Source organism: Rhodococcus sp. P3_B8, assembly GCF_056402775.1.
Genome location: NZ_JBFUGT010000090.1, coordinates 1 through 24,302 on the forward strand (window position 1 = coordinate 1; position 24,302 = coordinate 24,302).

At 68.9% G+C, this 24,302-nt stretch carries 25 protein-coding genes; 10 read left to right on the plus strand and 15 right to left on the minus strand.

Going from position 1 to position 24,302, the window contains the following annotated elements; genetic code table 11:
* Positions 1-225: ATP dependent DNA ligase (locus AC1D1G_RS24005; RefSeq protein ID WP_477953960.1), on the plus strand; the 225-nt coding region annotated here is incomplete at its 5' end.
* Positions 225-821, plus strand: a complete 597-nt coding sequence (locus tag AC1D1G_RS24010; protein ID WP_477953961.1) for a hypothetical protein — start codon at positions 225-227, stop codon at positions 819-821. The genes AC1D1G_RS24005 and AC1D1G_RS24010, both read left to right, overlap by 1 nt.
* On the opposite strand, the gene AC1D1G_RS24015 is transcribed toward AC1D1G_RS24010, so the two are convergent.
* Together AC1D1G_RS24015 and AC1D1G_RS24020 are read right to left on the minus strand one after the other, a co-directional pair.
* Entirely contained in the window at positions 771-1,037 is a 267-nt protein-coding gene (locus AC1D1G_RS24015; RefSeq protein ID WP_280778547.1) for a hypothetical protein, read from the minus strand. The two genes, AC1D1G_RS24010 and AC1D1G_RS24015, sit on opposite strands and share 51 nt — an antisense overlap.
* A gap of 21 nt (positions 1,038-1,058) precedes the next feature.
* The gene (locus AC1D1G_RS24020) at positions 1,059-1,604 is read right to left on the minus strand and encodes a hypothetical protein (RefSeq protein ID WP_477953962.1); all 546 of its coding nucleotides are present in this window, start codon (positions 1,602-1,604) and stop codon (positions 1,059-1,061) included.
* A gap of 258 nt (positions 1,605-1,862) precedes the next feature.
* Here AC1D1G_RS24020 and AC1D1G_RS24025 point away from each other — a divergent pair, with 258 nt between their 5' ends.
* The 3 genes from AC1D1G_RS24025 to AC1D1G_RS24035 all read left to right on the plus strand — a co-directional run bounded on the left by AC1D1G_RS24025 (position 1,863) and on the right by AC1D1G_RS24035 (position 5,116).
* Entirely contained in the window at positions 1,863-2,549 is a 687-nt protein-coding gene (locus tag AC1D1G_RS24025) for a response regulator transcription factor (protein ID WP_283330785.1), read from the plus strand.
* Between the two features lie 23 nt (positions 2,550-2,572).
* Positions 2,573-3,550 carry a HAMP domain-containing sensor histidine kinase gene (locus tag AC1D1G_RS24030; RefSeq protein WP_477953976.1) on the plus strand — a complete coding sequence of 326 codons (978 nt, stop codon included), beginning with the start codon at positions 2,573-2,575 and terminating at the stop codon, positions 3,548-3,550.
* A gap of 78 nt (positions 3,551-3,628) precedes the next feature.
* The gene (locus AC1D1G_RS24035) at positions 3,629-5,116 is read left to right on the plus strand and encodes a DUF4153 domain-containing protein (protein WP_477953963.1); all 1,488 of its coding nucleotides are present in this window, start codon (positions 3,629-3,631) and stop codon (positions 5,114-5,116) included.
* Positions 5,117-5,245: 129 nt separating this feature from the next.
* On the opposite strand, the gene AC1D1G_RS24040 is transcribed toward AC1D1G_RS24035, so the two are convergent.
* Together AC1D1G_RS24040 and AC1D1G_RS24045 are read right to left on the minus strand one after the other, a co-directional pair.
* Positions 5,246-6,052, minus strand: a complete 807-nt coding sequence (locus AC1D1G_RS24040) for an ABC transporter ATP-binding protein (RefSeq protein WP_317570963.1) — start codon at positions 6,050-6,052, stop codon at positions 5,246-5,248.
* Positions 6,049-6,741: a FadR/GntR family transcriptional regulator gene (locus AC1D1G_RS24045; RefSeq protein WP_477953964.1), complete on the minus strand. Its 693-nt coding sequence runs from the start codon at positions 6,739-6,741 to the stop codon at positions 6,049-6,051. Before AC1D1G_RS24045 ends, AC1D1G_RS24040 begins: the two co-directional genes overlap by 4 nt.
* A 94-nt stretch (positions 6,742-6,835) precedes the next feature.
* On the opposite strand from AC1D1G_RS24045, the gene AC1D1G_RS24050 reads away from it, so the two are divergent.
* Entirely contained in the window at positions 6,836-7,297 is a 462-nt protein-coding gene (locus tag AC1D1G_RS24050; protein WP_280778540.1) for a PPOX class F420-dependent oxidoreductase, read from the plus strand.
* Between the two features lie 11 nt (positions 7,298-7,308).
* On the opposite strand, the gene AC1D1G_RS24055 is transcribed toward AC1D1G_RS24050, so the two are convergent.
* Genes AC1D1G_RS24055 through AC1D1G_RS24080 form a run of 6 tightly spaced genes read right to left on the minus strand, consistent with a single transcriptional unit; the run spans position 7,309 to position 14,097 of the window.
* The gene (locus AC1D1G_RS24055) at positions 7,309-8,451 is read right to left on the minus strand and encodes a CaiB/BaiF CoA transferase family protein (protein WP_477953965.1); all 1,143 of its coding nucleotides are present in this window, start codon (positions 8,449-8,451) and stop codon (positions 7,309-7,311) included.
* The gene (locus tag AC1D1G_RS24060) at positions 8,448-10,661 is read right to left on the minus strand and encodes an acyl-CoA dehydrogenase (RefSeq protein ID WP_477953966.1); all 2,214 of its coding nucleotides are present in this window, start codon (positions 10,659-10,661) and stop codon (positions 8,448-8,450) included. The genes AC1D1G_RS24055 and AC1D1G_RS24060 overlap by 4 nt, the downstream gene beginning before the upstream one ends.
* Before the next feature lie 11 nt (positions 10,662-10,672).
* Positions 10,673-11,542, minus strand: coding sequence for an SDR family oxidoreductase (locus tag AC1D1G_RS24065; RefSeq protein ID WP_477953967.1), 870 nt, complete (start codon positions 11,540-11,542; stop codon positions 10,673-10,675).
* Positions 11,543-11,552: 10 nt separating this feature from the next.
* Positions 11,553-12,428: a MaoC/PaaZ C-terminal domain-containing protein gene (locus AC1D1G_RS24070; RefSeq protein WP_477953968.1), complete on the minus strand. Its 876-nt coding sequence runs from the start codon at positions 12,426-12,428 to the stop codon at positions 11,553-11,555.
* A gap of 5 nt (positions 12,429-12,433) precedes the next feature.
* Positions 12,434-12,865: a type II toxin-antitoxin system Rv0910 family toxin gene (locus AC1D1G_RS24075; protein ID WP_280778535.1), complete on the minus strand. Its 432-nt coding sequence runs from the start codon at positions 12,863-12,865 to the stop codon at positions 12,434-12,436.
* Positions 12,866-12,912: 47 nt separating this feature from the next.
* Positions 12,913-14,097: a lipid-transfer protein gene (locus AC1D1G_RS24080; RefSeq protein ID WP_477953970.1), complete on the minus strand. Its 1,185-nt coding sequence runs from the start codon at positions 14,095-14,097 to the stop codon at positions 12,913-12,915.
* 103 nt (positions 14,098-14,200) lie between these two features.
* Here AC1D1G_RS24080 and AC1D1G_RS24085 point away from each other — a divergent pair, with 103 nt between their 5' ends.
* Together AC1D1G_RS24085 and AC1D1G_RS24090 are read left to right on the plus strand one after the other, a co-directional pair.
* Positions 14,201-14,896: a TetR/AcrR family transcriptional regulator gene (locus tag AC1D1G_RS24085; RefSeq protein WP_025431932.1), complete on the plus strand. Its 696-nt coding sequence runs from the start codon at positions 14,201-14,203 to the stop codon at positions 14,894-14,896.
* Positions 14,897-14,973: 77 nt separating this feature from the next.
* On the plus strand, positions 14,974-17,211 hold the full coding sequence (locus tag AC1D1G_RS24090) for a serine/threonine-protein kinase (RefSeq protein WP_477953971.1): 2,238 nt from the start codon (positions 14,974-14,976) through the stop codon (positions 17,209-17,211).
* Here AC1D1G_RS24090 and AC1D1G_RS24095 read toward each other — a convergent pair whose 3' ends face one another.
* Complete coding sequence (locus AC1D1G_RS24095) at positions 17,212-18,474, minus strand: Nramp family divalent metal transporter (protein ID WP_418339284.1); 1,263 nt, start codon at positions 18,472-18,474, stop codon at positions 17,212-17,214.
* Between the two features lie 166 nt (positions 18,475-18,640).
* Here AC1D1G_RS24095 and AC1D1G_RS24100 point away from each other — a divergent pair, with 166 nt between their 5' ends.
* Positions 18,641-19,819, plus strand: a complete 1,179-nt coding sequence (locus AC1D1G_RS24100) for an acyl-CoA dehydrogenase family protein (RefSeq protein WP_105414235.1) — start codon at positions 18,641-18,643, stop codon at positions 19,817-19,819.
* A 46-nt stretch (positions 19,820-19,865) separates the two neighbouring features.
* Here the strand turns inward: AC1D1G_RS24100 and AC1D1G_RS24105 are convergent, their stop codons facing one another.
* From AC1D1G_RS24105 to pdxR, 3 genes are all read right to left on the minus strand, one after another.
* Positions 19,866-21,167 carry a bifunctional o-acetylhomoserine/o-acetylserine sulfhydrylase gene (locus AC1D1G_RS24105; RefSeq protein WP_317570969.1) on the minus strand — a complete coding sequence of 434 codons (1,302 nt, stop codon included), beginning with the start codon at positions 21,165-21,167 and terminating at the stop codon, positions 19,866-19,868.
* A 40-nt stretch (positions 21,168-21,207) separates the two neighbouring features.
* Positions 21,208-21,735 carry an OsmC family protein gene (locus AC1D1G_RS24110; protein ID WP_105414233.1) on the minus strand — a complete coding sequence of 176 codons (528 nt, stop codon included), beginning with the start codon at positions 21,733-21,735 and terminating at the stop codon, positions 21,208-21,210.
* Between the two features lie 231 nt (positions 21,736-21,966).
* Positions 21,967-23,376 carry a MocR-like pyridoxine biosynthesis transcription factor PdxR gene (gene pdxR, locus AC1D1G_RS24115; protein ID WP_477953972.1) on the minus strand — a complete coding sequence of 470 codons (1,410 nt, stop codon included), beginning with the start codon at positions 23,374-23,376 and terminating at the stop codon, positions 21,967-21,969.
* Positions 23,377-23,425: 49 nt separating this feature from the next.
* Here pdxR and AC1D1G_RS24120 point away from each other — a divergent pair, with 49 nt between their 5' ends.
* The gene (locus AC1D1G_RS24120) at positions 23,426-23,884 is read left to right on the plus strand and encodes a carboxymuconolactone decarboxylase family protein (RefSeq protein ID WP_477953973.1); all 459 of its coding nucleotides are present in this window, start codon (positions 23,426-23,428) and stop codon (positions 23,882-23,884) included.
* 48 nt (positions 23,885-23,932) lie between these two features.
* Here AC1D1G_RS24120 and AC1D1G_RS24125 read toward each other — a convergent pair.
* On the minus strand, positions 23,933-24,302 hold a 370-nt coding region (locus tag AC1D1G_RS24125), incomplete at its 5' end, for a VOC family protein (protein WP_477953974.1).

The following is a 24,302-nucleotide window of genomic DNA, read 5'->3' on the forward strand; positions in this document are numbered from 1 at the left end:
CTGCAGGAACTCGCGTCCACCCTGGGGCCGCTCGAAACCGACACCAGCCCGTTCGTCGAAGACCTGCCCACCGCCGACCGCAAGGGGGCCGTGTGGGTCACCCCGACACTGGTGGCGGAGGTGCGGTTCATGGATTGGACCGGCTCGAAGAGACTGCGGCACCCCAGCTGGCGTGGGCTCAGGGACGACAAGGCACCCGAGGACGTCGAAGTGGAGGTCTCGTGATGACCGGTATCCGATTCCAATCGACCCCGGAAAACGAGATCCCCGTCTCCGTGCCGGTCGACACCGTGCTGGCCCGCACTGAGTCGCTCGTGCTGTGGCTGACCGACGTTCACGTGTACAGCTGTGGTGTCGAGTTCACGATCCAGGCACGCAGGTCCGAGTCCACGGTGCTGCTCGACATGTTCGGATTCGGCAAACCCGGGTCGGCGAAGAGCAGCGGGCCGTTTCTGTTCGGAATCGAGTACGCGGACGGCAGTGTGTTCACGAACCTTCCCGGTGCCCGCATGACCGACGGCCTGCATGGCGGGGCAGGGCGCGGCGGACCGCTCACCGCGGACAAGACGTACTTTCTCCAGCCGCTCCCGCCGCCGAAACGCTGGTCGATGATCACGGCGTGGCCCTACTTCGGGGTTCCGGAATCTCGGACCGACCTCGATGCCGCCGTTTTCGCCGAAGCCGCGGAGCGGGTGGAGACACTGTGGCCGGAACCGGTCCACGCGCTCGTCGAGGCACCGGACGACCGACAGCAGCCGCCGGAGCTCGAGCTACCGCCAGGGGGCTGGTTCGAATGGGCCGGCCGACGCGGTGTCGAATGACCCGGGCGGTTCCTGTGTCGGGGTGTGCAGCGCCGGCGGGGTGAAGACCGGCAGGGGCGTGGACGTCGTGTCCTCGTCCTGGTGCTGCTCGGTGACACTCACCTCGGCGGTCGGTGATGCCGTGCCGCTGGCGACGGCGATTCCGGCGGCTCCGACGACCGAGAGGACGAAGGCTGCGCCCCCGCCGATCGCGATGCGGGTCTTGGTGTGGGACATGATGTGGATTTCCTCCGGTGATCAGGGGCCGACGACGGTTCCGCCGTCGACGGGGCCGACTCCGCCGGGTGACTGCGGGGCCGCGGGCGGGGCAGGCTTCGGGCCGCCGCCGACGGGGAACGGATTGGTTTCGGGTTCGAGAACGCCCGGCTCGACCTGACCCGGTCCTTCGAACGGACCCTTCGGCGGGTGAACGGGGTCGACGACGACGGGCGGATCGACGACGACGGGCGGGTCCACCACGACGGGCGGCTGGACGACGGGCGGCTGCGCAACCGGCGGCTGGGCGATGGGCTGCTGGACAATCGGCGGCTGGGCGATCGGTGCTCGGACGATGGGCGGTGCCGCCACGACGGGCGGAACGACACCCGGTCCCGGCGCCACCGTTTCGGTGTCGGCCGAATAGCCGGGCGCCGAGTACTCGGGATTCACCGAGTAGCCGGGGTCTGCGACGACGATCCGACTCGGGGCCGGCGCGATCGCCGGAGCCGGCTGCTGCTGCGAGACGGCCCCCTCCGAACTCGGGGTCGGAGCCCCGTCGGTATGTCCACCGGCAAGAACGATCACTGCGGCTCCTGCGAGGGAGAACGTGAGGGCGGCGGTTGCGCCGATCGCGATGCGAGTTGCGGTGTGGACGATGGGGTGCCTCCGGTGGTTTGGGGTGTCTAGCTGGGCTGATAGACCAAGCTTGCGCCGGGCGCGAGCGATTCGACAGGCACCCCAGGGTGCGCATCTCCCACCCCGCGGCGGAACCGCGGGCAAACCTGCACAGAATCTTCACAAGCTCTGACGGGGATCCGCACGTGCGCCCAATACAGTCGGGGAATGAGCCAGCGAAGAGTGCTCGTCGTCGACGACGAGGCGACGATCTGCGAGGCGGTCGCGGCGCGGTTGCGAGCGGAAGGCTTCGACGTCGTGACGGCGTCGGACGGTCCCTCCGCCGTTGCGGAGTGCGCGGCCTCGTCGCCCGACGTGCTGGTACTGGACGTGATGCTGCCGGGATTCGACGGCCTCGAGGTGTGCCGCCGCGTCCAGGCGTCGCGGCCGGTGCCGGTGCTGATGCTCACCGCGCGCGCCGACGAAACGGACATGCTGATCGGTCTCGGCGTGGGTGCCGACGACTACCTGAGCAAGCCGTTCAGCATGCGGGTGCTGGTGGCGCGGGTGCACGCGCTGCTGCGGCGGGCCGATCGTGCCCAGGAGACCGTGCCGGCCGAGCGGGACGGACTGTCCGTCGGCGACATCGAGGTGGACCTCGTGGAGCGTCGCGTCCGGCGCGGCGCCGACGAAATTCATCTGACACGAACCGAATTCGACCTGCTGGCCTACTTCGCCTCCCGGCCGCGCGCGGCGATCGCACGGGAGTCGCTCCTCGCGGAGGTGTGGGGGTGGGGTGACGGGGCGGGTAGCCGGACCGTCGACAGTCACGTCAAGGCGCTGCGCCGAAAACTCGGCGGCGACCTGATCCGCACCGTGCACGGCGTCGGCTACGCACTGGACGTGCAGCGGTGAGCGCGGGCCGGATCCTGGACCGGATGCCCCGACCTCTCGATCCGCTGCGGTCGTTCAAGGTGAAGACCGGTCTTCTCGTCGTGGCCGCGCTGTTCTTCGCGTCGCTGACGTTCTGGGTCACCGCTCGCTGGCCGTTCCGATACGCGCTGGTCCTGGCGTTGCTGGTGTCGTTGGCCGTGACCCAGATCCTCGCGCACGGCATGACGTCTCCGCTCCGCGCGATGACCGCCGCGGCCCGCGCGATGGCGACCGGCGACTATTCACGCCGGGTGCGGTCGACGTCGCGGGACGAGATCGGCGAACTGGCTCGCGCGTTCAACCAGATGGCCGAGGACCTCGAGGCCGCCGATCGGTATCGCCGCGAACTCATCGGCAACGTCTCGCACGAACTGCGCACACCGATCTCCGCTCTGCAGGCACTCCTCGAGAACGTCGTCGACGGGGTGGAGGAGCCCGACCCCGCCCGGATGCGGGTGGCGCTCGACCAGACCGAGCGGCTCGGGAGCCTCGTCGCCGAGTTGCTGGACCTGTCGAGGGTGGAAGGCGGGGCGGTGCAACTCGAGCGGGAGAACTTTCCGGTCCGTGAGTTCCTCGAGGATGTGGTGCGGCAGTCGGAGGACCCGCGGCGACCGCGGCGGGTGACCGTCGACGTGCAACCGCCGCATTTGCGCGCCGACGCGGACACCGCACGCTTGCATCAGGTGGTGACGAATCTCGTGGACAACGCGTTTCGGCACGGCCCGGCGCGCACCCGCGTGGTCGTCCGTGCCAGACCGGACGCCGGCGGCGTGATCATCGAGGTGGAGGACGACGGCCCCGGTATCGCGCCCGGCGAGCGGTCGCGGGTGTTCGAGCGGTTCACCCGCGGCGGCTCCACCGACGGTGGGACCGGCCTCGGTCTCGCCATCGCACGCTGGGCGGTGGATCTCCACGACGGCCGCATCGAGGTCGTCGACACCGCCGAAGGCTGCTGTATCCGGGTGAGTCTGCCCGCCGTCTGATTACCGATCCACAACCGGGACGCGACGTCCCGCGATGACGCCTGCCTTCATCCGGCAGCGACAACCAGGGAGGGAACCATGACCATCGCACCCCCACAACCCGCCGCGCCCACGTCGGGCGACTTCTGGCCGAGACGTGCCTGGCGCCGCGACCGGACGTCGATGGCTCCACGGTCGATCGTCCTCGCGGCCTTGGCGGCAGGCATGGTCGCGGCGCTCACGCTGCAGGTCACGGTGGTCGGCCTCGGCTACATCGTCACCGGCACTGCGGTGGCCGTCGCGGTGTTCGCCACGCGCAGGACGATGCCGACGGCTGTTCAGTCCGTCGCGATCCTCGGTGCCCTCGCCCTGCTGGCCGTGCTCAGCGTCCGCGGTGCGGGGTGGCTGGCCGCGGTCTGTGTGGCGCTGAGCTGGGTGGTCGGGTCGTTCGCCCTCGTCGGCGGACGCACGTGGACGGGGTTGGCGGCGGGGTCGTTCGCGTTGTGGTTCACTCCGCTGCGGGTGGCGCGGTGGACGCGTCGAGGTGCGAGGCGGTGGCATTCGAGCGGGAAGGTGCCCGTGGGCCGCGCTCTCGGTGTCGCGGCCGTGACGGCCGTGCTGCTCCTGGTCTTCGGTTCGCTGTTCGCCGGCGCGGATGCCGGTTTCGCCGCCTTGCTCGGCAGGGCCGCACCGACCGTCCACGTGTCTAATCCGTTCGGGCGGTTCGTGCTCGGTGTCCTGGTGTGCGGGGGCACGCTGGGGGCCGCGTACCTGCTGAGGCGGACGCCCCGCGTCGACGCACTCGCCCCCGGGCCGGGGCGCCCGGTTGCCCGGTGGGAGTGGGTGTTTCCGCTGGCACTGCTGGATCTGTTGTTCCTCGGATTCGTCGCGGTGCAGTTGACGGTGCTGTTCGGTGGGAGCACGCACGTGCTGACCACGGCAGACCTGACGTACGCCGAGTACGCGCGACAGGGCTTCTGGCAGTTGCTGGCGGTGACCGCGCTGACACTGGTGGTGATCGCCGTCGCGGTCCGGAAGGCGGCGCGAGTGGAGGTGGTGGATCGCGTCCTCGTGCGGGTGCTGCTCGGACTGCTCTGCGCGTTGACGCTCGTCGTCGTGGCCTCGGCGATCCACCGGATGTCGCTGTACGAGAACCAGTACGGGTACACGCGGTTGCGGGTGACCGTGACGGTGACGGAACTGTGGCTGGGGTTGGTGTTCGTGTTGCTCATCGCGGCAGGCGTCCGGTTGTCGGGGCGGTGGTTGCCGCGTGCCGTCCTGGCGTCCGCGGTGTGTGGGGTGCTCCTCCTCGCCGCGATCGATCCGGACGCCTACGTTGCCAGGAAGAACGTGGAGCGGTTCGGCGAGACCGGGCGGATCGACGTGAGCTACCTCGATTCGCTGTCCGTCGACGCCGTCCCCGCTCTGGATCGGCTGCCCGAACCGGAACGGTCGTGCGCCCTGTACCGACTCGACCGGCAGGTGAGGGGAGAGTCGCAGTGGTACGAGTACAACGCGGCACGCAGTCGCGCGAAGGAACTGCTGGCCGCGCATTCCGTCGGCTCGTGTGAGCGGGTGGGGTCGTAGCGGTTCTCGCGCCGTTTGCCGACGGATTTGCCGGAATCACAGGCAATTGCGTGGGAATCCGGCCAATGTCCGTGCGGCTGTGGCGCGCCGAGCGCGTGCCATACCCACCAGTGTGCACCGCGTCGGCGGTTATCCGACCGTCTCGGGCACCCGTGTCTGCGCGACCCACCGGCCGCGTTGCCGGGTGATCTCGATCGGGTGGTCGAAGCATTCGCTGATGTTGCCGGTGGTGAGGACGTCCGTGACGGGGCCCTGTGCGATCACCCGGCCGTCGCGGATGAGGACGGCGTGGGTGGTGGTGGTCGGGATTTCCTCGAGGTGGTGGGTGACGAGGATGCTGGCGAGGCTCGGGTACGCGACGCGCAGTTCGTCGAGTGCGGTGAGGAGTTGTTCTCGCGCAGCCAGATCCAGGCCGGTGGCGGGCTCGTCGAGCAGGAGGAGTTGCGGCTCGGCCATGAGCGCCCGCGCGATCAGGGCGCGTCCGTGTTCGCCCTGGGACAGGTTGGGCCACAGGGCGTCCGCGTGCTTCTGCATGCCGAGGGAGGCGATGAGTTCGTCGGCGCGGGCGACCTGGCCGGCGGTCGGTGCCCACCTCGGCACGAACTCGGGTGTGTTGGTGAGGCCGGTCAGCACGACGTCGCGCACCGTCAGCGGCGCGTCGATCCGGTGTCGCGGGTTCACGTGCCCGATGTGGGCGCGCAACTCCCGCATGTCGACCCGGCCCAGCTGATGGCCGAGGACGTGGACGGTGCCGTGGGTCGGATGCGCGAAGGCGCCGAGCATGCTCAGCAACGTGCTCTTGCCCGCACCGTTCGCGCCGAGCAGCACCCAGTGCTGTCCGCGTTCGATGTGGAGGGTGATGTCGCTGAGCAGATATCGGCCGCTCCGCACGAGGTCGACGTGGTCGGTGCTGACGACCGAGTTCGGGGTGGTCACTGATGTTCGCCTTTCCGCAGAATCGACATGGTCGGATCGAGGTTGGCGGCGGTGGCGGCGACAGCCGCCTCGGCATCGCCTGCTTCCAGCGCCCGCACCAGGTCGTCGTGTGCGCAGCTGGTGTCGGGTCGGCCCGGTTCGTGGTCGACGAGTTCGGCGAGCGCGTCGACGAGCAGCGGCCGGATCGAATCGAACAGGGCGGACAGGATCGAGTTGCCTGCGATCTCCAGGATCGCGGCGTGGAAGTCGAGGTCGGCCGCGACGAAGACGGCGGTCGACTCGGTGGTGCTGTCGTGCCGGGCCGACAGCTGCTCTCGCAGTCGCCGAAGGTCCTCGGGGCGTGCGCGTTCCGCGGCGAGCCGGGCGGCCTCGATCTCGAGGGCGCGCCGCACCTCGTACACCTCGAGCAGGCGCGCGCGGCGCAGCAGCTTCTCGAGTCCCGCACCGCCCGTGGGTGGTTTCGCGACGAACGTGCCGACGCCGTGCCGCACGTCGAGCAGGCCGTCGCGGGCGAGCAGCCGGACGGCCTCGCGGACGGAGGAGCGGCCGACGCCGAGTTCGGTGGCCAGTTCGGCCTCGCTGGGGATGCGGCTGCCGAGGGCCCACTTGCCGTCACGGATCCGGGCGGCGAGGAGTTCCTCGAGCTGGGGAACCAGCGGTCCGCTGCGGAGGGTGTGACGTCCGGCCATTCGGCGACGCTAACACAGTCCTCAGACGTCTGAGGACTGTGGTGGAGCCTATGGTGAACCGGAGAGAATCAACGCAGCAGAGGAGAGGTGCACCATGGCCATCGCCACCGCAGACCGTGTCACGCGGGAAGAGTTGCTCGACTTCGTCCGTCCGCGCCATCGCAGCGTGCTGATCACCCGGAAGCGCTCCGGCGGCCTGCAGATCTCCCCGGTCACGTCGGGACTCGACTCGGAAGGCCGGATCGTCGTCGCCACCTACCCGCAGCGCGCCAAGGCCGCGAACGTGCGACACGACCCCGCCGTGAGCGTGTGCGTGCTCTCCGACGAGTTCAACGGCGCCTACGTGCAGATCGACGGCACGGCCGAGGTACTGGACATGCCCGACGCACTCGAGCCGCTGGTGGAGTACTTCCGCGGCATCTCCGGCGAGCATCCCGACTGGGACGAGTACCGGGACGCCATGCGGAAGCAGAACAAGAGCCTCATCCGGATCACCATCGACGAGTGGGGACCCATCGCGACCGGCGGCTTCCCGCCGGACGCCGATCGCGGATAGGTCCCCGCCACCTACTCGACGGCACCCGCCGAGCGCAGCTGCTCGATGCCCGACGGGTCGTAACCGGCCTGCGCGAGGATCGCATCGGTGTCCTGCCCGGGCCGCGGGGCCGGCCGGGGAACGGGCGCCGGGGTGCGGCTGAAGCGCGGTGCCGGTGCGGGCTGGCGGATGCCGCCCACCTCGATGAACGTCTCCCGTTCCTTGTTGTGGGGGTGCTCGTGCGCCTCCCACGGCGACAGGACGGGCGACACGCACGCGTCGGAATCGGCGAAGACGGCTGCCCAGTCGTCCCGCGGCCGGGTCGCGAACACCTCGGCGAGACGCTTCTTCAGTTCCGGCGCCGCATCGAGGTCGTACTGCAACGGCAGATCCTCACCGCTCAACCCCAGCACGTCGAGGAGTTCACCGTAGAAGTGCGGTTCGACGCACCCGACCGCCACGTGCAGACCGTCGGCGCACTCGTAGGTGTCGTAGAACGCGGCGGCCCCGTCGAGGACGTTCCGCCCCCGACCCTCCTGCCACAGACCGGCGGCGTTCATGCCGTGGACGAACGCCGTCAGCAGCGCCGCGCCGTCGACCATGGACGCGTCCACCACCTGTCCGCGGCCCGACCGGGAACGCTCGTGCAGCGCGGCCAGGATCCCCATCGCCAACACCAGGCCGCCACCGCCGAAGTCGCCCAACAGGTTCAGCGGCGGCACCGGCCGCTCGCCGGCGCGCCCGATGGGTTCGAGCGCGCCCGCGAGCGCGATGTAGTTGATGTCGTGCCCGGCCCGCGGTGCGAGAGGTCCGTCCTGGCCCCAACCGGTCATGCGCCCGTAGATCAGTCCGGGGTTGCGGGACAGGCAGTCGTCGGGGCCGATGCCCAGGCGTTCCGCGACGCCGGGACGGAAACCCTCGACGAGGATGTCGGCTGTTTCGACGAGTGTCAGGACGGCCTCCAGCCCCTCAGGAGTCCGCAGGTTCACGGCGATCGATCGTCGTCCCCGGTCGAGTACACCCGACGGCGCCATCAGCCCGCTGCCGCCGTCACCCGCCCGTTCGACGCGGATCACGTCCGCGCCGAGGTCGGCGAGGATCATGCACCCGAACGGGGCGGGCGCGAGGCTCGCGATCTCGACGACGGTCAGCCCGCTCAGCGGCCCGCCGGTCACGACACCCCCTGCGCGTCGCGGGGCAGTCCGAGCATGCGTTCCCCGATCACGTTGAGCTGCACCTCGGTGGTGCCGCCGTAGATGGTGGTGGCGCGGCCGGCGATCAACTGCTCCATCGCCTTGTCGCTCGGCTCCCCGGGAATGCTGACGGCGCCCGCTGCCCCCAGTTCGGCGACGACGAATTCGGCGATCGACTGCCCGAGGCCCATACCGAGCAGCTTCCCGACGCTGGACGTGATGCTCACGTCCGCCCCCGACAGCTGCTTCAGCACGATCCGTGAACCGATCAGATCGATTGCCTGGCTCTCGGCCACCAGTTCGCCGACGCGGAAGCGTGCCAGCGGGCCGAGGTCGCGGCCGCGGGCGAACTGCAGCAGATCCTTGTCGGTGGCGTAGGCCTCCATCTTCTGGCTCAGGGCCACCCGCTCGCCGGCGAGGGTCGTGCGGGCCACGTTCCAGCCGTCGTTCACGTTCCCGACCACGTTCTCGTCCGGGATGAACACGTCGTCGAGGAAGACCTCGTTGAACAGGGCCGACCCGGTCATCTCGCGCAGCGGCCGGACGGTGACCCCCGGCGTCGACATGTCCAGCACGAAGTACGTGATGCCCTCGTGTTTCGGCCTGGACGGGTCGGTGCGGGCGATCAGCATCGCCCAATCGGAGAACTGTGCCACCGTGGTCCAGATCTTCTGCCCGGTCACCGTCCAGCCGCCGTCGACCTTCTCGGCCTTGGTGGTCAGCGACGCCAGGTCGGAACCGGCCCCCGGTTCGCTGAACAGCTGGCACCACACGAGATCTCCGCGCAGGGTGGGGACGGCGAGATCCCGCTTCTGCGCGTCCGTGCCGTGGGCGACGACGGCCTGTACCGCCCAGCCGCCCATCAGCAGCTGCGGCATCGGGATTCCGGCGGTCTTGATCTCCTGGGCGATGACGATCTGCTCGAGCGGGGACGCGCTGCGCCCGTACGGTTTCGGCAGGTGCGGCTGCACCCAGCCGCCGTCGCCGAGTGCGATCAGCTGGTCGTCCTCGTCGAGGCCCACCAGCGGGGCGAGTTCCGCACGCACCTCGGTCCGGATCGCCTCGGCTTCGTCCGGCAGTTCCAGTTCGGAGGTGCGGGCGGTGCCTGCGAGTGACTGGTCGGCCACCCGGGTGGCCCGCTCCTCGCGGGTGCCGAGGAGCCCCCGGATGGCCAGCGCCCGGCGGTAGAACAGGTGTGCGTCGTGCTCCCAGGTGAATCCGATGCCGCCGTGGACCTGGATGCAGTCCTGTGCGCACTGCACCGCGGCATCGGGAACGACGACGGCGGCGATGTCCGCGGCGAAATCGGCGGTGTCGTCGGCGTTGTCGAGGGCGGAGGCGGCATCCCACAGCACCGCGCGCGCCTTCTCCAGTGCGATGCCCATGTGGGCGCACTTGTGCTTGACGCCCTGGAACTGGCCGATCGGTCGCCCGAACTGCACCCGCGTCTTCGCGTACTCGGATGCGGTGGACACGCACCAGGACATCACGCCGATCGCCTCCGCACCGAGGACGACGGTGGCGACGGACCGGACGCGCTGCTCGCTCAGACCGTCGAGGATCCGGTCGGCGCCCACGTCGACGGCGTCGACCGTGATCCGTGTCGAACCGCGGAGCACGTCGATGCCGTCCTGCACCGTGACGGTGATGTCCGCGGAATCGACGACGGCCCAGCGGACGTCGTCGCCGACGGTGATCGGGAGTAGCAGGATATCGGCGTGTTCGCCGCCGAGAACCGCGTCCGCGACCCCGGTGACGCGGTATCCGCCCTCGTGCGCCGATGCGTCGAGTGGGCGGCCCAACGCGACTGCGGCGGTGTGTGATCCGTCGAGAAGACCCGGCATCACCTCGATGCCGACCTTGGAATCCGCGGCCGCCACGAGCGCGGCGGACAGCGCGGTGGGGACGAACGGACCCGGGGCGGCGGTCCGCCCCAGCGCTTCGAGAGCCACCGCCAACGTGAGGAGCCCGGCGCCGTGACCGCCCCTGTCCTCGGGGACGTGCAGTCCCAGCAGGTCCTGGCCGACGAGTGCATCCCAGAACGGCGGAAACTTGTCCTCGCTCGTGGACTCGACCGCGGACCGGACATGATCGGAGGTGATGGTGCGTTCGGCGAAAGCGCGGACCGAGTCGGCGAGGGCCCGGTGTTCCTCGGTCAGCCCGAGCCCGAGCTCGTACGTGTTCTTGGCCATGTCGGGGCCCTTCAGCCGAGCCGGTCGGCGAGGTCGGCGACGGTCCACGGGCCGTCGCTCTCGATGGTCGTGACGTCGTGCCAGCCGGCGAGCTCGGAGATGGCACCGCCCTGCACGGCGAACACCTTGCCGGTGATCTTGCAGTTCGCGTCGGCGAGACGCGCGACGAGCGGAGAGATGTTGGCGGGGCTGAACGCGTCGAACTCGCCCTCCGGCACCTCCTCGGCGAACAGCGCGCCCATACCCGGGGTGGCCAGCGTGAGCCGGGTGCGGGCGATCGGGGCGATCGCGTTGACCCGGACGCCGTAGCGTTCGAGCTCGTCCGCCGCGACCAGGGTGAGTGCGGCGATGCCCGCTTTCGCGGCGCCGTAGTTGGCCTGGCCCGCATTGGGCATGAACGTGCCCGACGCCGACGCGGTGTTGATCACGGACGCGTTCACGGTCTCACCTGCCTTGGTCTGCGCCTTCCAGTACGCCGCCGCGTGATGCAGAGTGGCGGCGTGTCCCTTGAGATGCACGGCGATGACGGCGTCCCACTGGCTTTCGGTCATGCCCGCGATGAAGGCGTCCCGCAGGATGCCCGCGTTGTTGACGAGGACGTCGAGGCGGCCGAATTCGCTCACCGCTTGGCCGACGAGTCCTTCGGCGCCGTCCCAGGACGCGACGTTGTCGGTGTTCGCGACGGCCCTGCCGCCCGCGGCGACGATCTCGTCGACCACCTGCTGAGCCGGGCCCGCGTCCTCGCCGGTGCCGTCGTTCGCGCCGCCGAGGTCGTTGACGACCACGGCAGCGCCCTCACGGGCGAAGAGCAGTGCGTGTTCCCGGCCGATTCCGCGTCCGGCGCCGGTGACGATGGCCACCCGTCCGTCGAGTGTTCCCATGTGCGTACTCCTAGGTTTCTATGTCCGCGATGACGGCGAGGCCGTCCTTGATGACGAGTTCGTTTCCGACGCTGGTCTCGTAGGCGTACGACGTTGTCCCGCGCGTGGACTCGCCGACCTGCCGGAACTGCGTGGCGATGTCCTGGCCGGGCAGAACGGGTTTCGCGAACCGCACCGCGAGCCGGCGGAGCCGTTCGACCCTGCCGTCGGCGAGTTCGGTGAGCGCCGCCCACGACGTGAACGCCATGGTGCACAGGCCGTGGTTGATGATTCCGGGAAGTCCGGACATCCGGGCGATCTCGTCGTCCAGGTGGATCGGCATCGGATCACCGGAGGCGGGCGAGTACCGGAACGTCTGGTTCTCGTCGATGTGCTGGGTGATCGACGCGACCGGGGCCTGTCCGCGGAGGGACTCGTCGAACCGGTGCGCGGGTGCCTGCTCGCCGAGTCCGGCTCCCGCGTCGACCTTCCGGAAGAACGCGGTCATCCACTGCTCGTTGACCAGTTCGCCGCCGTCCGTCGTGGTTTCGACGTAGACGACGACGGTGGAGCCGTTCTCCCGGCCCTCGAATCCGATCGGTCTCGCGCGGACCACGAGGTTGTCGCCGGGACGAATCGGACGGTGGAAGTGGAAATCCTGCTCCCCGTGCACGAGTTTCATGAGCAGTTCGACTGGGGCGACGGACAGTGCCGCCGGTGCCATCGACGTGAACGCGGGGACCACGGCGAACACCGGTGGCGCGACCTCGCCGGCGAGGTGGCGTTCGATGGGATCGTTGGTGGCCGCGGCGTAGTCGGCGATGCGCTCGGCGGTGACCTCGAACCGCTGCGGATCGGTCCACTCGCCGAGGCCGCTCGTGTCGAATTCGACTGTGGGGGTGGTCATGCAGATCAGCCCACCATGTCGGCGAACCCCGCCAGGGACGCCTCCAGATCCGCCTTGGCGTTCTTGGCGACGGCCTTGCCGATGGGGCCGACGATCATCGTGCCGGTGAAGCTCGCGTCGATGATCGCCGTGGATCCGGCGCCGTCCGGCTCGACCTTCAGCGTGAATTCGACGGTGACCCCCGCCATGCCGGTGCCGGAGATCTTCACCATCTCGGGCACCTGCACCTCGGTGACGGTCCACTCGATCTTGTTGGCCATGCCCATCACGGAGACGACCTCCGTGAACTTCGATCCGAGTGCCACCTCGGCGGGGATCTCGCTCTTCCACGACTGGTGGATGGTGAGCCACTCCTCCCAGCGGGACAGGTCGGAGAGCGCGTCCCACGCCTTGTCGGGGGAGGCGGGAAGGGACGCTGCGACGGAAACGGAAGCCATGGTGTACTCCTGGTGTTCGAGGTGGAAGGAATTGTGCGAGAGACGGATCAGTGTGCGCGGTAGGCGGTGACGACGACGGCACCGCCGAGTCCGATGTTGTGCTGAAGGGCGACCGCGGCGCCGTCGACCTGGCGCTTGTCGGCCGTGCCGCGGAGTTGCCAGGTGAGTTCGCTGCACTGGGCGAGTCCGGTGGCGCCGAGGGGATGTCCCTTGGAGATGAGACCGCCGGACGGGTTGACCACCCAGCGCCCGCCGTACGTGGTGTCGTCGTTGTCGACGAGTTTGCCGCCCTCGCCCTGGCCGCACAGGCCGAGCGCCTCGTAGGTCAGCAGTTCGTTGGTGGAGAAGCAGTCGTGGAGTTCGATGACGTCGATGTCGTCCGGTCCGATGCCGGCCTGTTCGTACACGCGGGCCGCGGCCGTGCGGGTCATGTCCGCGCCGACCAGGCTGATCGCGCTCCGGTCGTCGAATGTGCTCGGGAGGTCGGTGACCATGGACTGGCCGACGATCTCCACGGCCTGCCCGGCGAGGTCGTGCTTGTCGACGAACTCCTCGCTCACGACGACGACGGCGCCGGAGCCGTCGGAGGTGGGGGAGCACTGCAGTTTGGTGAGGGGCCCGTAGATCGGCTTCGAGCCGAGGATCTCGTCGAGTGTGTACTCGTCCTGGAACTGGGCGTACGGGTTGTTCTGTGAGTGGCGGTGGTTCTTCACGCCGATCTTGGCGAACTGTTCCGCCGTGGTCCCGAAGCGTTCCATGTGTTCCTTGCCCGCGGCGCCGAACATGTAGGGGGCCGGCGGCATCGCGAACTCCTGAAGTTCGGCGAGCGCGAGGAGATGGCGCATCATCGGCTGTTCCCGGTCGTCGTACGTGGACCCGAGCGAACCGGCCTGCATCTTCTCGAAGCCCAGCGCGAGCGTGCAGTCGACCTGACCGCTCCGGACGGCCTGCGTGGCGAGGAAGAGTGCGGTCGACCCCGTCGAACAGTTGTTGTTGACGTTCACGATGGGAATGCCGGTGAGGCCGAGTTCGTAGACGGCCCGCTGTCCCGACGTCGATTCGCCGTACACGTATCCGACGTATGCCTGCTCCACGAGCCCGTACTCGATTCCGGCGTCCGCGAGTGCCCTGCCGCCGGCCTCGCGCGCCATGTCGGGGTAGTCCCACTCGCGTGCACCCGGCTTCTCGAACTTCGTCATCCCGACGCCGACGACGAACACCCTGTTACCCATTGCGCTCCCTAGAGTCCGGAGAAATGTGTGTGTGACACCCTGTCTCACAAAAGTATGTGAGACAGTCTGTCCAGTCAACAGTTGGATGGGTAACGTGTGCGTGATGCCGGACAAAGTGGAAACCGCCGCGTCGCCCCAGGGCGACGGCCGCGCCACGCGCTGGGAGGACCACAAGGCGGAACGCCGAAGCCGGATTCTCGAAGCCGCGATGGACGCCATCAACGAGGACGGCCCCGACGTGGGCGTCCAGCAGATCGCGAACCGCGCCGACGTGCCGCGGTCGGTGGTCTACCGGATCTTCACCGATCGTGGCGACCTCGACGAGCAGCTGCGCGGACGCATCATCGAACGACTGATGGCGGACCTCGCGCCCACGTTGACACCGGAGGGGACCGTCGGCGAGGCGATCGCGCGCGCGGTCGAGACGTACCTGCGGTGGATCGTGGAATATCCACGGCTCCACCAATTCCTCGGCACCGGATCGCCGAGCAGGCGCACCACCGGCTCGCGTGTGGTGACCGGAACGAAGACCGCGATCGCGCTCCAGCTGTCCGGTCTGCTCGCGACGGTCCTCGACACGGTGGCCGGCAATTCGGATCTCGCCGAGTCGCTGGCCTTCGGGTTGGTGGGACTCGTGGATGCCAGCGTCAACCGGTGGCTGAGCAACCCGCAGTCGGCGCTCGGCAGCGACGAGCTGGCCGAGTTCCTGGAGGTGTCGATCTGGCAAGTGCTGCACGGCAATCTGGCGCGGATCGGCGTCACCATCGACCCGTCGACCCCGGTGTCGGAACTGCAGTAGTCGGCCGGCTGTGGCCAGCTACCATGGCTTTCATGCCCTCCCGGCGAGGTTCACCGGCCGCTTCCGAGCAGGCCTGGGTGTCGGACACGGCGGTCGGCGACGCCGTCGCGCGCTTCGCCAGTGCCTGGGAGTCCTCGTCGTCCGCGCCCGATCTGGTCGCCTACCTGCCCGTGTCTCCCGCGCTCCGCCGGGTCACGCTCATCGAACTCGTCAAGGTCGACCTCGAGAACCGCTGGCTGCGCGGCGACCACCCGAAGCGGCTCGACCAATACTGTGAGGAGCTGCCGGAACTGCGGCGGTGGCCGTTGCCGCCGGATCTGCTGTACGAGGAGTTCCACATCCGGCGGCGCAGCGGGGAGTCGGTCGAGGCGAGCGAATACACGCAGAATTTTCCGGGTCAGGCCGGTGAGCTCGACGAACTGCTCGGCACCGGCGAGTACCAGAGCACGGCGCTCCATCGCGGGGAGACGACGCTGTCGGTGTCTCCGGGGAGCGGCGGAACGCTCGACGATCTGGAGGTGGGCCAGCGGATCGACGATTTCGATCTCGTGACCGGTCTCGGCAGGGGCGCGTTCGCGCGGGTGTTCCTGGCCCGGCAGCGGTCGCTGCAACGGATGGTCGCCGTCAAGATTTCCCTGGACCACGGCACCGAGCCGCAGACTCTGGCCCAGTTCGACCACGACTACATCGTCCGGGTCTTCGATCAACGCCTCCTCGCGGGCCGTGACCTGAGACTGCTGTACATGCAGTACGTGCCGGGCGGCACCCTGCTCGACGTGGTCGGGCGGGTCCGTGAGACTCCGCCGGAAGCGCGCAGCGGCGCCGTGCTGCTGGACGCGATCGACCGGGCCCTGGTCGGGCGAGGCGAGATCCGGCCCAGCGAATCCGGGGTGCGCCGGGAGATCGCGACGCTGACCTGGCCCGAGACGGTCGCCTGGCTCGGCCGGCGGCTCGCGGAGGCGCTCGACTACGCCGGACGCCACGGCGTCCTGCACCGCGACGTCAAACCGGCGAACGTGTTGCTGACGACGGAGGGCGTCCCCAAGCTCGCCGACTTCAACATCAGCTTCAGCCGCAACGTCGCCGGGTCGAGTCCGGTCGCGTACTTCGGCGGCTCGCTGGCCTACATGTCACCCGAACAGCTCGAGGCGATCCACCCGGACCGGCCGGGCGCACCCGGCGATCTCGACACCCGCAGCGACCTGTATTCGCTCGCGGTCGTCCTGTGGGAGTTGCTGACCGGCAGAAGACCTTTCGACGACAGCGAAGCCGAACTGCACTCCCACCCGCCCGGCGACCGCACCACTCTCGACGCGATGCTCGCGCGGCGGCGCGGACCGGACGAACCGGCCGCCGACGCGCTGCCCGCCGACTGTCCGAACGCGCTGCGGCGAGTGTTGCTGAAATCGCTGGCGCCGGCACCGAAGGATCGGTTCTCCTCCGGTGCCGAACTAGCCCAGCAGCTCGACGTCTGCCTCGACGCGCACGCCCGAGATCTGGTCGATCCGCCGCCGGGAAGCTGGCGGCTGCGGATGCGGCGGTGGACGCACCCGATCATGTTCCTGGCCATCGCAGTTCCCAACCTGCTGGCGATCCTCTACAGCTACCAGCACAACAGCACCCTGATCATCAGCAAGCTGCCGCCCGCCGCGCAGGAGAACTTCGAGCGGATCACCCGGATCGACTACACGGTCGCGTTCCTCATCGGAGCCGTGGGCACGGTGTCGATGGTGATCTACCTGACGATGGTGGCCGGCGGGCTGCGCCGGGGGCGGGTCTACACCGGCGCCCAGCTCGCCCGGGCGCGCCGGGACACCCTGCTTCTCGGCCAGCGGTGTGCACTGCTCTGCCTCGGGCTGTGGATCGTCAGCGGCCTCGTCGTGCCGATCACGTTGGAGGTGAGCGGCAGTCAGGTTCCGTGGAACACGATCGTCCACTTCACCGCATCTCAGCTCGTGTGCGGAGCGATCGCGGTGGTCTACCCGTTCTTCTTCGTGAACTTCTACGCCGTCCGCTGCCTCTACCCGGTGTTTCTGAGGCACGGCGAGATCAGTGCGTCCGACGCCCGGATGTTGAAGCGGTTGGGGCGCCGCAGCACGTTCTTCCTCGCCGCGGCCGCCGCCGTGCCGCTGCTCGGGATCGCGGGAGCCACGTTCATTCCCCCGGAGGACCTGCCCCGGGTGATCGTCGCGCTCCGCGTCCTGTGCGTCGGCAGCGTCGTCGCGTTCGTGGCGGCCTACTGGATGTTCCGGATGCTGTCCGAGGACCTGCACGCGCTGGAGCGCGTCGTGTCAGGCGCGCCGCGGCACGAGTGATCAGGCCGAACCCGTGAACGTCAGCCACAGCAGCGAGACGTTGAGCACGACGATCAACGACGCCGCCACCCAGGCGGCGACCGTGGTGGCCGTCGCGTTGCGGTGGACGCCCATCAGGTCGCGGCTCGACGTCATCCGCACGAGTGGAATCACCGCGAACGGGATGCACAGGCTGAGAACGACCTGACTGAGGACGAGCGCGAACGTGGGATCGACGCCGATCGCCAGCACGACCAGTGCGGGAATCAGGGTGACCACCCGGCGCAGCAACAGGGGGATGCGCATCGACAGCAGGCCGTACATGATCTCGGAGCCGGCGGCGCAGCCGATCGACGTGGACGCCAGGCCGGACGCCAGCAGTCCGACGGCGAAGACGACGGCGACCGTGGGGCCGAGCGAACTCTGGATGGCGGCGTGCGCGCCGTCGATCGAGTCGGTGCCCGGAATGCCGCGCAGGGCGGAGGCGGCGAGCAGCAGCATGCCGATGTTCACCGCGCCTGCCACGATCAGCGCACCGACCACGTCCCACTTCGTCACCCGCAGCAGTCGCGCGAGGCGGGGGCCTTCCAGGTCGTTCCCGTGCCGGTCGCGGGCGAGGGCGGAGTGGAGGTAGATCGCGTGCGGCATCACGGTGGCGCCGAGCATGCTCGCGGCGAGCAGGACCGTCTCGGTGCCCTCGAAACGCGGCACGAGTCCGGCGAGCGCGTCCGTACCCGACACGTCGGTGAACGCGAGCCCGGTGAGGAACCCGACGGTGATGATCGTCAGGAGTCCCATCACGACGAACTCGAACGTCCGCTGACCGCGGCGGCTCTGGATCGACAGGATGCCCATCGACACGACGCCCGTGATCAGCCCTCCGACGAAGAGGGGAACGCCGAACAGGAGATTGAGTGCGATCGCGCCGCCGATCACCTCGGCGAGGTCGGTCGCGATCGCCATCGCCTCCGCCTGCAGCCAGAACGCGCGACGGTTCCCGGTCCGCAGGCGGGTCCCCAGCATTTCGGGCAGTGATTTGCCGGTGACCAGCCCGAGTTTCGCAGACAGGTACTGCACCAGCACGGCCATGGCATTGGCGAGAACGAGGACCCAGACGAGTAGGTACCCGTACTTCGCGCCCGCGGTGAGGTTGGCGGCCACGTTTCCGGGGTCGACGTACGCGATGGCAGCCACGAAGGCGGGCCCGATGAGCGCGACAGTTCGGATACTGCCCTTGCGGGGCGTGCGGCGCGGGAGGAGAGGGCGGGGTGCCTCGATGCTCACGGAGCTCCTGGTCGTGGTCTGCGGATCTACCTGCTGATTCGTATATCCGCACTATAGATTTAGGGATAACGAACTTTCAAGCGTGGGGTGCGGATCGGCCCGGAATTGCCACCTCCGGCGCTATATTGACTAGAACGTGTTCTACTCGTGGTGGAAGGGAGTCCCGATGGGACAGGTTCTCGACAGAATCGACGGCGTCGCCGAGGAGATTCGCGGGCAGGCCGTCCGGTCGGAGGCGGATTGCCGGCTCACCGACACCGCCGCAGCCCTCCTGCGCGACTCCGGCGCGATCCGGTTGCTGCAGCCCAAGCTCTACGGCGGCTACGAGGTGCACCCCCGCGAGTTCGCCGAGACCGTCATGGGAGTCGCCGCACTCGACGGTGCGAGCGGATGGGTCACCGGGATCGTCGGCGTGCACCCGTGGGAACTGGCGTTCGCCGACCCGCAGGTGCAGGAGGAGATCTGGGGCGAGGACAACGACACGTGGATGGCGTCGCCGTATGCGCCCATGGGTGTCGCGACACCGGTCGACGGCGGGTACGTCCTGACGGGACGGTGGTCGTTCTCGTCCGGAACCGACCACTGTCAGTGGGCCTTCCTCGGGGCGATGGTCGGCGACGGCGAGGGTGGCATCGCGGTGCCGCCGTCGTCGCTGCACGTGATTCTGCCGCGCACCGACTATCAGATCGTCGAGGACACGTGGGACGTCATCGGCCTGCGCGGAACGGGAAGCAAGGACCTGATCGTCGACGGTGCCTTCGTCCCGGGCTACCGGACGTTGAACGCGGCGAAGGTGATGGACGGACGTGCGCAGAAGGAGGCGGGCAGGCCGGAGCCGTTGTTCAACATGCCGTACTCGTGCATGTTCCCGCTCGGCATCACCGCCGCCGTCATCGGCATCACCGAGGGCGCGCTGGCCTGTCACATCGCGGTGCAGAAGGACCGCGTCGCCATTACGGGCCAGAAGATCAAGGAGGATCCCTACGTGCTCAGTGCGATAGGAGAGTCCGCCGCCGAGATCAATGCGTCGCGGGTCTCCCTCATCGAGACCGCCGACCGGTTCTACGACAAGGTCGACGCGGGCAAGGAGATCACGTTCGAGGAGCGGGCGATCGGACGCCGCACCCAGATCGCCGCGGCCTGGCGTGCGGTGCGTGCCGTGGACGAGATCTTCGCGCGCGCCGGCGGCGGCGCGCTGCACTACAAGACTCCGATGCAACGGTTCTGGCGGGACGCGCACGCCGGCCTGGCCCACGCGGTTCACGTGCCCGGACCCACCAACCACGCGAGCGCGCTCACCCAGCTCGGCGGCGAACCGCAGGGAATGATGCGCGCCATGATCTGAAAGCGCCGGGAGGCCGAGGCGGGCGCCCCGGCCTCCCGGCATCGGATCAGACTGCGGCTGCAGTGAATCCGGTCTCGAGGTCGGCGAGGATGTCGTCGATACCCTCGATGCCGACAGCCAGCCGGACCAGTCCGGGAGTCACACCGGCGGCGAGCTGCTCCTCCGGGGTGAGCTGCGAGTGCGTCGTCGACGCCGGGTGGATCACCAGCGAGCGCACGTCGCCGATGTTCGCGACGTGACTGTGCAGGGTGAGCGCGTTCACGAACTTCTTGCCGGCATCGACACCGCCGGCCAGTTCGAACGTCACGATCGCACCCGGACCCTTCGGGGTGAGCTGCCGTGCGCGCTCGTGCCACTGCGAGGACGGCAGACCCGCGTACGCCACGGACGTGACCTCTGGGCGGGCCTCGAGGAACTCGGCCACCTTCTGGGCGTTGGCGACGTGCCGCTCCACGCGCAGGCTGAGGGTCTCGATGCCCTGCGCGATGAGGAATGCGTTGAACGGGGCGACCGCGGAACCCAGGTCGCGGAGCAACTGCACGCGCGCCTTCAGCGCGTAGGCCGGGGCGCCGAGGTCCGCGAAGACGACACCGTGGTAGCTCGGGTCCGGCGTGGTGAAGTTGCCGTGGCGGCCCTGGGTCCAGTCGAACGTGCCGCCGTCGACGATGACACCGGCGATCGCCGTGCCGTGACCGCCGAGGTACTTGGTGGCCGAGTGCACCACGATGTCGGCGCCGTGCTTCAGCGGCTGCAGCAGATACGGTGTGGCCACCGTGTTGTCGACGATCAGCGGGATCCCGTTGTCGTGGCCGACCTTCGAGATTCCCGGGATGTCCAGGATGTGGTTCTTCGGGTTGGCGATCGTCTCGCCGTAGAACGCCTTGGTGTTCGGGCGCACGGCGCTGCGCCACTGCTCGAGGTCGTCGGGGTCCTCCACGAACGACACCTCGATGCCGAGCTTGGGCAGCGTGTAGTGGAAGAGGTTGTAGGTGCCGCCGTACAGGTACGGGCTGGAGACGATGTGGTCGCCCGCCTCCGCGAGGTTCAGCACCGCAAAGGTTTCCGCGGCCTGCCCGGAGGACAGCAGTAGTGCGGCGACGCCGCCCTCGAGGGCGGCGATGCGCTGCTCGACCGCGTCCTGGGTGGGGTTCATGATGCGGGTGTAGATGTTGCCCGGCTCGGCCAGACCGAACAGCGCGGCAGCGTGATCGGTGCTGTCGAACGTGTACGAGGTGGTCTGGTAGATCGGCAGCGCCCGCGCCTTGGTGGTCGCGTCGGACGTCTGCCCGGCGTGGATCTGCTTGGTCTCGAACGACCAGTTGACGGTGGGATCGATGCTCTCGGTCACGAGTGGTGTGCTCCAGATTCGGTGAGGTGGATGTGGTGAATCAGTTTTCGCCGGTGAGTGTTTCGACCACGGTGCGGACCGGGGTCTGATTGCGGGTCAGGTCGAGGACGGGGCAGTGCGCATCCACCGCCTCCTGCAGTTCGAGGTAGCGCTCCCGCGATTCCGGGCCGGTCAGCGTCACGACGACCCGCACCTCGCCGAACCCGGCACGGACGGCGTCGTCGAAGCCGAAGAACCCGCGTACGTCGAGGTCGCCCTCCGCCCGCGCCGAGATGTCGTCGACGCGGACACCGAGCTTCTCGGCCCAGAAGCGGTACGTGACCACCTGGCACGAGAGCAGCGACGCGAGGTAGTACTCCACGGGATTGGCCGCCGAATTGTCGCCGCCGAGCGCCGGTGGCTCGTCCACCTCGACGCTGTACTTGCCGAGCGTGACGGTGCTCGCGACGGCGTCGTGCGCCTGCGCGGAGGCGCGGAAGACGACGTGAGCGTTCGCGGAATCCTCGGACACGGCGTCGCGGGTGGCGCCGATGACCGACGCGAGATGCGAAACGGATGCAGTGGTCATGACAGTACGAATCCTTCGAAAACGAGGGTGTGCAGGAAGAACCCGGCGTGAAACGTCACGCCGGGGACGGGTCCGATCAGGAGATCGGACACCTCGAGGTACACACCAGTGCGAAATCGACATGGCGACGCCGCGTCAGCAGCTCACCTGAGTCGATCACGCCGGATTCGGTCACGGATCAGACTGTAACCGCACGACACGCATTCCGACCAGTCCCATAGGAAATTCTGCTCACGGAGTGGGCAGCGCGCGGCACAGGGCGTCGAGAGTGGCCGAGAAACGCGCGGACGACGGCGTGCTGTAGCCGACGACGAGTCCGTCGGACCGGTCCGCGGGACCGTGGGGATGACGGAACGTGCGCAGACCCTCCACTGCGAGACCGAGGGACGCGGCCCGGTCGACGGTGGCCGCCTCGGTCCCGTCGGGAAGTTCGAGTACGGCGTGCAAACCGGCCGCGATGCCGGTGACGTGCACGTGTGGTGCACGGGCGGCGAGGGTTTCGACGAGGGTGTCGCGCCGGCGACGGTAGAGGGTGCGCATCCTGCGGACGTGCCGATCGAATGCGCCCCTCTCGATGAAGTCTGCCAGGGTGAGCTGGTCCGTCGCGCTGACCCATCTCTCGTATCCGCCCTTGACTGCCAGAACACGGTCGATCAGGCGTTCCGGCAGCACCATCCAGCCCACGCGGATCGCGGGGGAGAGGGTCTTGCTCACCGTGCCCAGGTATGCCACCTCGTCCGGGGCCAGACCCTGCAGGGCGCCGACGGGTTGGCGGTCGTACCGGAACTCCCCGTCGTAATCGTCCTCGATCACGATCGCCCCCGTCGCACGTGCCCATTCCACGAAAGCCGTTCTCCTGCCGGGATGGAGCGGCCCGCCGGTAGGGAATTGATGGGCCGGGGTGAGCAACGCCGCCGACAGTTGCCTGCCCGTCGCATCCGGGGGTTGCGCTCCGCGCGCGTCGAGTTGCAGGGGGACGGTGGACACGCCGGCATCGCCGAGCAGCTCGCGATGCAGATGCAGCCCATACCCTTCGACGGCGATCGGCCCCTTCACGGCGCGGGCGAGCAACCACAGTCCGTGCCCCGAGCTCGCACTGACCACGATGTGGTCGGGATCGGTGCGCACTCCTCGTGCACGAGAAAGGTATTCGGCGAGAGCGTGACGGAGCTCGGGACGTCCCCGCGGATCACCCGGTCCGAACGCGTCGTTGGGTGCCGCGGAGAGCGCGCGGCGGGCCGACGCCATCCAGGCGGCACGCGGAAATTCCCCGACGTCGGGAGAACCGGGCATCAGGCTCAACGCCGGTCGGGGCGCCGCCGTGGAGCGGGTGTGCGGACGTCGGGCCGGCTCGCCTGCCCGATCGGCGACCCGGGTCCCCGACCCCTGCCGGGCGGTGAGCCAGCCCTCGGCCACGAGTTCGGAGTACGCCTCGGCGACGGTGTTGCGGGCGATGCCGAGGTCGAGGGCGAGGGTGCGGGACGGCGGGAGGGTCGTGCCTGCGACGAGCCGTCCCGATCGAATCGACTCGCGCAGAGCGGAAACCAGGTTCGCGCGCACCCCCGGCGCCCGTCCGCCGCCGGACGCGGTGAGGTCGAGATGGAGGTCGCGGCCCAGACCCGAATTGGCCCAAGTTTCCATGCACGAATTGAACCATACAGATGGGCTATTTCGCGCTTACTGTTCTCGTATGACCACAACAGAGCGCAAGACCCGCGTCGACCTCGCCCGCAAGGCCCCCGCCGTCTACAAGGCGATGATCGCCCTCGACGCCGCGGCACGGCAGGGCCTCGACCCGGAGCTGGTCGAGCTGGTGCTCACCCGTTGCTCTCAGATCAATCACTGTGCGTGGTGCATCGACATGCACACCGCCGATGCCCGCAAGATCGGCATCAGCGAACAGAAGCTGTACCTGCTGGGCGCGTGGGAGGAGGCGCACGGGCTGTACACCGACAAGGAGCGTGCCGCGTTCGCGCTCGCCGAGGCGATCACCGTGCTGACCGAGGGCTTCGTCCCCGACTCGGTGTACGAGGAGGCGGAGGAGTACTTCGAGGAGACGGAACTGGCGCAGCTCATCTCGCTGGTGCTCACGATCAACGCGTGGAATCGCATCGCCGTGAGCACGCGGAAGTCCCCGCGGGTGCGCTGATCCCGGGTAACGGACCCGCCGCCTCGCGCCCGCTGCACTGCCGCCCGCTCAGAAGTTTCCGCGGGCGGCTTGTTCGCGTTCGATGGCTTCGAAGAGGGCTTTGAAGTTGCCGATGCCGAAGCCGAGGGAGCCGTGGCGTTCGATGAGTTCGAAGAACACGGTGGGGCGGTCGACGAGGGGTTTGGTGAAGATCTGCAGCAGGTAGCCGTCTTCGTCGCGGTCGACGAGGATGCCGCGTTTCTGCAGTTCGGCGATCGGGGCGCGGACGTTGCCGATCCGGGCCCGCAGTTCGGGGTCCTCGTAGTAGGAGTCGGGGGTGGCCAGGAATTCGACGCCCYCGGCGGTGAGCTGGTCGACGGCGGTGAGGATGTCGTTGGTGGCCAGCGCCAGGTGCTGGGCGCCGGGACCGCGGTAGAAG